The sequence below is a fragment of the Mesocryomonas lacus genome (assembly GCF_055730135.2).
On record NZ_JBUZWE020000012.1, the window covers coordinates 176,814 to 184,906 of the forward strand.

At 64.8% G+C, this 8,093-nt stretch carries 7 protein-coding genes; 4 read left to right on the plus strand and 3 right to left on the minus strand.

Translation table 11 applies throughout. The annotated features are described in order from the left end of the window. Positions 1–93 precede the first annotated feature (93 nt). Together ACZLZY_RS18970 and ACZLZY_RS18975 are read right to left on the minus strand one after the other, a co-directional pair. Entirely contained in the window at positions 94–981 is an 888-nt protein-coding gene (locus ACZLZY_RS18970; RefSeq protein ID WP_472935126.1) for a flagellin N-terminal helical domain-containing protein, read from the minus strand. Positions 982–1,448: 467 nt separating this feature from the next. Beyond that, positions 1,449–1,724, minus strand: a complete 276-nt coding sequence (locus tag ACZLZY_RS18975) for a hypothetical protein (protein ID WP_472935127.1) — start codon at positions 1,722–1,724, stop codon at positions 1,449–1,451. Between the two features lie 343 nt (positions 1,725–2,067). Between ACZLZY_RS18975 and ACZLZY_RS18980 the strand changes: the two genes are divergently transcribed. After that, a complete protein-coding gene (locus ACZLZY_RS18980; protein ID WP_472935128.1) occupies positions 2,068–2,385 on the plus strand; it encodes a hypothetical protein in 318 nt (105 codons plus the stop codon). Positions 2,386–2,490: 105 nt separating this feature from the next. On the opposite strand, the gene ACZLZY_RS18985 is transcribed toward ACZLZY_RS18980, so the two are convergent. Continuing rightward, positions 2,491–4,305: a hypothetical protein gene (locus tag ACZLZY_RS18985; RefSeq protein WP_472935129.1), complete on the minus strand. Its 1,815-nt coding sequence runs from the start codon at positions 4,303–4,305 to the stop codon at positions 2,491–2,493. 140 nt (positions 4,306–4,445) lie between these two features. On the opposite strand from ACZLZY_RS18985, the gene ACZLZY_RS18990 reads away from it, so the two are divergent. The 3 genes from ACZLZY_RS18990 (at position 4,446) to ACZLZY_RS19000 (ending at position 7,744) form a co-directional block, all read left to right on the plus strand. Then, positions 4,446–4,871, plus strand: coding sequence for a GtrA family protein (locus tag ACZLZY_RS18990; protein WP_472935130.1), 426 nt, complete (start codon positions 4,446–4,448; stop codon positions 4,869–4,871). 91 nt (positions 4,872–4,962) lie between these two features. Further along, positions 4,963–6,471, plus strand: a complete 1,509-nt coding sequence (locus tag ACZLZY_RS18995; protein ID WP_472935131.1) for an NAD(P)/FAD-dependent oxidoreductase — start codon at positions 4,963–4,965, stop codon at positions 6,469–6,471. A 97-nt stretch (positions 6,472–6,568) separates the two neighbouring features. Then, on the plus strand, positions 6,569–7,744 hold the full coding sequence (locus ACZLZY_RS19000) for a glycosyltransferase family 87 protein (protein WP_472935132.1): 1,176 nt from the start codon (positions 6,569–6,571) through the stop codon (positions 7,742–7,744). Positions 7,745–8,093: the final 349 nt, after the last annotated feature.

Genomic DNA, 8,093 nt, shown 5'->3' on the forward strand with positions numbered 1-8,093 from the left:
GTACGGCGCCGACGCCAAGAGCCAAGGCTTCAAACGAAAACACCCCCCGTCCGTGCGGACGAGGGGTGCGCTGATCGAGGTGTATACCTTAGATTAGCTGCGGAACAGCGACAGGATGTTCTGCGTCGAGGTGTTGGCGATCGACAGCGCCTGGATGCCCAGCTGCTGCTTGGTCTGCAGCGCCTGCAGGCGGGTCGACTCTTCGGAGAGATCTGCGTCGATGAGGCCCGAGACGCCCTTGTCGATGGTGTCGACAAGGGTCGAGACGAAGCTTGTCTGCAGGTCGATCCGGGAAGCGATGGCTCCGAGGGTCGCGGCCTGCTTCTTCACCAAACCGATCGCGGTTTCGACCTTCTGGAGCTCGACCTCAAAATCAGCGTTGGTAGTTGTGGTCCCGGTTACACTTGGAGTGACTTTTACGGAATATACCTGCGTTGTTGTGCCGGTGGCAACTCCCAAAATAGTTGTCATGTTCATGTCTGAGGTCTTGACTGTAATATTTGTCAGCTTGATTGTGTCGCCAGTGCGCGTAAACCCCGAAACAATATTCTTGTCGACGGCGGCTGTGGGTGCCCCGGCGAGCCAGTTTTCACCCGCGAAGGTCGATGCGTCGGTGTAGGCCGTCAACTGGTTCAGTAGCTGATCGATCTCGAGCTGGATCGAAGTCGTGCTCGCGGCAGTGCCGCTGGCCGCGGTAATCTTCGACTTGATCTCGTCGAGAACGCTCAAAACGTTCTTCATGCCCTGATAGGCAGTATCGACGGCACCAGCGCCGAGGTTCAGGGAGTCCTTGACCGTGTTCAGCGCCTTGTTATCCGACTTAAGCGAAGTCGCGATCGACCAGTAGGCGGCGTTGTCCTTGGCTTCGCCGATCTTCAGGCCGGTCGAGACGCGGTTCTGCGAGGTTTCGAGCGCTGAATTCGTCTGCTGCAAGGTGCGCAGGGCGGTGGTGGCGGAAGAATTGAAGTTGATGGAAGTCATGTGAAGTAGTCCCGAACGCGAGAATCGAGGGACATGGCGGATAAACCGCCTACAACATCGGCATCATGCCAGGCGACTGCCGGATGCGCCGGTCTTTCGCTGCTGTACTTATGGAGTAGAAGACGGGTTTGAATAAAACTCTAACGCAATCGATAAATGAAAGAAGCTAGCTAATATTAACGCCGGACTGCCGAGTTATTAGCTAGCTAATACTTTAAATAGACGGCTCACATCTTTGGTGAATACGATGGTGCGTCGTTCGGAAAAGGCTCGGCTGAATGAACGGCTTCTTGCCGCTTAGCCCGGCCGAATGCGGCCCGATGTTTAAGCGCACCCAGCCGACGAGAAGGGAGCCGCCGTGCTGGTTCTTAAAGGAAGTGTCGACGGGTTTCCCGTACACGACGTGGCCGAGGCGGCGCCCCGCCGGCGCCTGTTGCGGGCCAGCGGGATCTGCGTCCTTTGGGCGATCAGACGCCTGGCGTGATCCGGTCAAAGGCGCGGTCGGGGAGGTCGTCCACGGCGGGGTCGCGGCGCTGCAACTCGTCGCGCTCCAGGCGCTTGAGGTCGTCCTGCTCCGTCGAACCGGAATTTTCGGTCGCGGCGGCATCTTCCGCTTCGGCGGCCTCGATCGTTTCCTCGTCGACGGCCGCGATCTCCTCCAGGAGGCCATCCTCGACGAGATGGTCGGTGATGACGTCGCCGGTCGGGGCAGGATGCAGCGGATCGGGCTTGATGTCGGACATGGCGTGTCTCCTTGTTGACTGAAACAAGCGACCATCGGGCTGACAGTTCCGCTTCGCCGCCTGCGGACCATCGGCAGGATTGTCGCCTCGGCGTCGGAAACAGGCTGGCGGCGACCCGTCGCCCCACCTGCGCGTCTGGTAACGGCGACGCTGCTGGGGCTGAGCAGACCGCTGGCAGCGGGAACGAAGGCCTCTCTCCTTGGCGGACGCCGCTCTCCAGCGAGGGCGGCGACCCTCGCGCAAACTTGGCCCTGACCGAAGTTCTCACTGCAAGTTGCCGTATTCGTGATAAGGCTGGAGGGTCGGCTCGCCGATCTCCTCAACCCCGCCTTTGGACCCGACCATGAAGCGCTTTGCAGTCCTTGCTCTCCCCCTCGTCTTCATCGCCTCGGCGGCTTGCGCTCGCGACATCGGCTTCACGCTCGACAACGAGACGAGCTCGCCGGTGACGGAATTCTACCTGTCGGCGCCCGATGTCGACAATTGGGAGGAAAACCTCGTGACCGCGCCGATCCCGCCGGGCGGCAGTGCGCCCGCCACCATCCGCGGCGCGGAAACCTGCGTCTTCGACGTGCGAACCGTCTTCGAGGACGGCACCGACACCGAGGACCGCAGCTATGACCTCTGCGAGAACCCGGATTACACTATCGAAGAAGAATAGGCGCGCGGGGGACCGCCTCAGCGCGGTAACGCTGCGCGGTGGCCGTGACGGTGGCTGAAAAGAGCGTGACCTTACCGTCGCTGAGGCCTGCCTCTTCCGCCGCGCTTACGGTCGGACGCGGAAGACCTGCAGCGGACCGGGCCCCGGAACGGTCTCCAGCCAATCCACGGCGCGACCGGCTTTCAGCTCTCCGTAAAGGTTGCCGGGCGCGGCATCGTAGGGCGGTGCGATCGCGTCGCCGCAGAGGGCGATATAGGCGATGCCGCGGGCGCGCACGAGCGGCCGGGCGTCGTCCGGTTGCCCGTTCAGCATCCGGTGCGCGGCGAGAATGCCGTCCGGCATCCGGTGATAGGGCGCTGCCAGCACCGAATGCGGCGTGAAGGCGAGGATCATCGGACCGAGGTCGACATCGGCGAGGACGAGACCGGGCAGCAAAATGGCCAAGGTCCTGAACGCACTTTCATCGTTGCAGGCTGCCACGTCGGCCACTGCCGCCGTAGGCTTCGCGAGCGCCCGGTAGGCAACCAGCGCTGGGAGCGGTGACACAGCGAGGGTCGCAAGCAGCGTCGGAAGCAAAAGAGACCGCCAGTGGCGCATCAGGTGGGTCACGGCTGCTCCCGCCACAGGCGCCGCCACCCACGCGGCATAGGCGCTGCCCTTCACCGCCTGCAACAGCGTCAGCAGCACGGCGAGAGCGAGGACGGCGAGGGCGGTCAGCCAAGCGGTATCACGCCGCCCCGGTCCTGAGGTGAGGCACCAGGCGCCGATGCCAAGCGCGGCCAGCGGGGCGGCGGCAAAGGCAATCGCTATCTCGGGCGTGCTCGACCAGACGACCGCGAGCGGCAATACTTCCTTCACGAGGTCGAGCCAGATTGGGTAGAGCCGGGCGTCGACATCCGCAAACGGGCCGCGAAGGCAGCTGGGATCGAGGCCGAGATAGACGGCTGCCGCAGCTAAGCCGGTGGCGACCACCGCGATCAGGCGTCCGCGACCGCCGAGGCGGCCGCGCGCCGCCGCTTCGGCAATCAGTCCAAGGCCAGCGGCCGCGACCAGCAGTCCCGCCAGGAGGTTGATCGCCAGAGCATCGCAGACCGGCGTCGTCCAGCGTTGCGGATCGGTCTCCGCCAGGAAGCCCAGCGCCGCCGAAGCGCCAAGGCCGACTGCGTAGCGCTTAGCGCCGGCAGCCGCCGTGCCGGTGGCCGCGAGCCGCAGGGCGATCGTGACGCCGATGGCGGCGGCCAGGATCAGGCCCTCGAGGCCCACGGTCACGAGAAGGCCGGTGGCGATGCCGGCGAGCCACCCGCCGCCGCGCCAGCGCTCCAGCCAGACAGCGCCGGCGAACGCCGCCAGCAGCGCCACGATCTGCAGGTCGTGATGGTCGATCCGTCCCGGCACGAACTGCGTGAAAGCTGCAGGCGACAGGAGAAGCAGCACGGCACAAGGCAAGACAGCCCGCCGACCGCCGAGCCGCAAGGCGATCGCAAACGCCGAGAGCGACGCCGGCAACAGCCAGAACAGCGGCCAGAGGGTCCGGACCAGCGTCTCGGCGCGCATGCCGGCAAAAGGCGTCGCCAGCCGGATCGGCCCCGCCAGCGCCCCATCGACCAGGCGCGACCAGTGCATCTCCAGCCCGAACGGCGGCTGCAGACGCGAAACGTCGTGGTCGAACCAGGCTTGCCCGCCGAGGAGATCGCGCACGATGACCATGCGCATTGCGTCGTCGGTGTCGATGAAGGCCTCGGTCAGCAGCGTCTGTCGCCCGTAGTAGAACGCCCCGGCGAGCACCACGAGAAAAGCGAGGAGGAGACGGGCGCGCTGGCTGGCGAGATCCGGCGTGCGCAGCGTCAGGCCGGCCGGCTTCGGTTCCGCCGATGCGGTCGCGGCTATGCCCTTTTTGTCCGAGCGGGATGGCAGCAGCATCGGGGCACCCATGCAAAAGGCCACCATCGCAGAGCCGGCCTTCCGGCGCGTTAAGGAGGGCCACCCTTGACCCCGTCGTAACCCTTCTCGTCTGATATGCGGCGGTCGAGCCGCGGAGCGGGATGAGGAAGGGGTCGGGCATGTCGCTGCAAGGGGTCAAGGCGCTGGCGGCTGCCCGGGATCAGCTGACCGTTCGCGGCTTCGGCATCTTCCTCGCGGTCGGCCTTATCGGCCTTCTGGCGGACGCGGCCGTCTTCATGGCGCTCGAGGCAGGCGGCATGGCGCTGGCCGCTGCGCGCGCTGTTTCGATCTCCGTGGCGACGCTGGTCACGTGGCAATTGAACCGCCGCTTCACCTTTCGGGCGAGCGGACGCCGCCGTCTGGACGAGGCCTTGCGCTATGCCGGCGTGGCGCTCCTCGCGCAGGGCGGCAACTATCTCGGCTTCATCCTCCTCTGCCATCTCGCCCCCGCCGTGCCGCCGCTTCTCATCCTCCTGACCTGTTCGGCCGGCGTCGCGGGCGTCTCCTTCCTCTGCCAGCGCGTATTCACTTTCGGTCAGCGCTAACGAGAATCCCGCTTTTCCCGGCGCCCTTAACCGTATCGGCAAGGTTTTCCCGGCATGTTCGGCGCTGCAACCGATGCGTCCAGGGACTCTCATGCTTGTCGAAACCGAGACGCTGATTATTGGAGCCGGACCTGCCGGCCTCACCGCCGGCTACCTGCTGACAAAGGCCGGACGGGACGTCGTCGTGCTCGAGCGCGATCCGGTCTTTGTCGGGGGCATCAGCCGTACGGTCGACTACAAAGGCTATCTCTTCGACATCGGCGGCCACCGTTTTTTCTCCAAGTCACAAGAGGTCGTGGATCTTTGGAACGAGATGCTGCCCGATGATTTCATCGAGCGGCCGCGGCTGTCGCGGATCTATTATGGCGGCAAGTTCTACAGCTATCCGCTGAAGGCGTTCGAGGCGCTGCGCAATCTCGGCCTCGGCGAGAGCCTTGCCTGCGTCGCCTCCTATGCCAAGGCCCGCGCCAAGCCGATCGCCGAGCCGAAGACCTTCCACGAATGGGTCCGCAACCAGTTCGGCGAGCGGCTGTTTTCGATCTTCTTCAAGACCTATACCGAGAAGGTCTGGGGCATGTCCTGCGACGACATCTCGGCCGATTGGGCCTCGCAGCGGATCAAGGGCCTCGACCTCGGCGCCGCCATTCGCAACGCGCTGGTCGGATCGCTTCCCTTCGCCCGCCGTCGTCGGCAGAAGAAGGGCGCGGTGATCAAGACGCTGATCGAATCCTTCCGCTATCCCCGCCGCGGGCCGGGCATGATGTGGGAGGCCGCGGCGACCAAGATCCGCGCGCAGGGCGGGACCATCCATCTCGGGCAGTCCGTCGAGGGCCTGCGCTGGGACGCGGCTTCCGGGCGCTGGACGGTGACCGCTGTCGACACCGCGGGAGCCACCGTGACCTATCGAGCGCGCCACGTCGTCTCCTCGGCGGCGATCCGCGAGCTTGCCGGTGCCATCCGCCCGGCGCCGCTCAGCCTGTTCAATGCCAAGTCCTTGCAGTACCGCGACTTCCTGACCGTCGCCCTGATCGCGAAGGCCGGAAAATCCTTCCCCGACAACTGGGTCTACATCCACGATCCCGCCATGCAGGTAGGCCGCGTGCAGAATTTCCGGTCCTGGTCGCCGGAGCTGGTGCCGGACGAGGGCATGACCTGCCTCGGCCTGGAATACTTCTGCTTCCAAGGCGATGGCCTTTGGAATGCGAGTGACGACGAGCTGGTGGCATTGGCAAAGCGGGAGATCGGCGCCATCGGTCTGATCGATCCGGAAGATGTCGTCGATGCCTGCGTGGTCCGCCAGCCGAAGGCCTATCCGGTCTATGATGATGCCTATCGCGACCACGTGGCGAGCATTCGCCGCGACTTCGACGCAAGTTACCCGACGCTCCATCTCGTCGGCCGCAACGGCATGCACAAGTACAACAACCAGGACCATGCGATGATGACCGCCATGCTGACGGTTCGCAACATCCTCGCCGGCCACCGCCTGCACGACGTCTGGAACGTCAACGAGGACGCCGAATACGCCGAGGCCGGCGTCGAGGGCGCCGGCGCCGCGCTCGCCAGCGAGCGCCTCGTGCCTCAGCGCGCTGCCGCGTGATGATGGCGGTCAGGGCGTGACGCCCCAGCGATGCAGCTCGCCTGTGGAGCCCGCCAGCGCCGTCGACAGGGGTGCCGGCGCGAGGGACGGCGAGACGATGCCGGAAGTGGTCGGATCAGAACGGCGTGCGATTTCTGCATATCTGCCCATCGGGGCGGCGATGGTTCTCAGCTGGACGCTGGTAATCGCCTATTTCGCGACCGGGGATGGCCATCTCGACGTCATGAGGCACGCGCTCGGGCGCGATTTCGTGAACTACTGGACGGCGGGCCAACTCATCCTGGCCGGCGAAATCGGCGATATTTTCGATCCAGATGCTTTTCTCCTGCAGTTGCGAACGCTGTTCGACCCGGCCCTGCCGCTGCATTTCTGGTCCTACCCACCGCCCATGCTGCTCTTGGTCGCGCCGCTGGGCCTCGTCGGCTACGGTGCGGGCTATCTGCTCTTCATGCTCCTATCCTTTGCGGCGATGATGCTCGCGGTCCGGGAGTGGCGCGAAATCCACCCGCTGATGTTGGCGCTGTCTCCGGCCGTCGCTGCAAATCTTATCCTTGGCCAGAATGGGTTCTTCACGGCAGCGCTGCTGATCGGCGGCATGGCTCTCCTCGAGCGACGGCCGCTATTGTCGGGCGTTCTGTTGGGTCTCCTCGTGGTGAAGCCGCATCTCGGCCTCCTTCTTCCGGTGGCGCTCGCCGCGGAACGACGCTGGCAGACCGTCGCCGCGACAGCTCTGACGGCGCTTGGGGTCTGCGGCCTCACTGTTGTGGCTTTCGGTCTCCAGCCATGGCGCGACTTCGTGAACCTCGCGCTGCCGATGCAGACGGCCATGATGAACGAAGGGAGCGGACCCTTCCAATGGATGATGCCGTCGGTCTTCATGGCGGCGCGGCTGCTTGGTTTCAGCGCGTCGACCGCATGGTGGATCCAGGTCCCGTTCCTCCTCGCCGCTGCGGGTGCGACTTGGTATGTTTGGCGTTCTCCGGCGACGAGGAGCCGAAAGGTCGCGGTGCTGTTCGCCGCAACGCTTCTCGGCTCGCCGCAATCCTTCTTCTACGATCTGATCCCGCTGACCATCGGCGCGCTTTTTCTGATGGATCGTGGGTTCGAGCGATCACCTTGGCCGGCGATGGTCTACGCATTGCCACTCCTGCTGATACCCCTGAACGTCGGCCCGCTTCCGGCCGCGCCGCTGATCATCGGTGCCATGCTCCTGTTCGCCCTTCGCCGTTTGCGGGCGGAGATTTGGCCGGTCGGTTCTGTTGGACTGTTGTGACGCGTTGGAAGCGAATGATGCGCTTGTCACATCGTGAAGGCGGCGGACCTTCCGGTATGGCGGCGGCGCAACGATATCCGGCATCGTCGGATCCTCGGAGGGCGGCCGTGAAAGCGTGGACGCCGCCCGTACGGTGGCGCGGCTGCCTGCCGTCATGGCCGAGCAATTCGGTTCTGGTCGAGCTCAACCAAGCCGCTTACCGTTGATTGCAGGCGCGCTCCGTGCGCATCTTCGATCACATCCCACGCAAGGCGGCCCGGTTACACGTCAGGTGCTTGTGTTCCAGTCTCGCAAGCTCTATGTCGCGGCCGTATTCGCAACAGCTCATCAAGGGTTTCGGACGATGGCA

Bases quoted from the DNA above. Each gene is read 5' to 3' on its own strand.
- ACZLZY_RS18985 (WP_472935129.1), bottom strand. From the start codon at position 4,305: ATGCTGCTGCCATCCCGCTCGGACAAAAAGGGCATAGCCGCGACCGCA.
- ACZLZY_RS18980 (WP_472935128.1), top strand. From the start codon at position 2,068: ATGAAGCGCTTTGCAGTCCTTGCTCTCCCCCTCGTCTTCATCGCCTCG.
- ACZLZY_RS19000 (WP_472935132.1), top strand. From the start codon at position 6,569: ATGCCGGAAGTGGTCGGATCAGAACGGCGTGCGATTTCTGCATATCTG.
- ACZLZY_RS18995 (WP_472935131.1), top strand. From the start codon at position 4,963: ATGCTTGTCGAAACCGAGACGCTGATTATTGGAGCCGGACCTGCCGGC.
- ACZLZY_RS18990 (WP_472935130.1), top strand. From the start codon at position 4,446: ATGTCGCTGCAAGGGGTCAAGGCGCTGGCGGCTGCCCGGGATCAGCTG.
- ACZLZY_RS18975 (WP_472935127.1), bottom strand. From the start codon at position 1,724: ATGTCCGACATCAAGCCCGATCCGCTGCATCCTGCCCCGACCGGCGAC.
- ACZLZY_RS18970 (WP_472935126.1), bottom strand. From the start codon at position 981: ATGACTTCCATCAACTTCAATTCTTCCGCCACCACCGCCCTGCGCACC.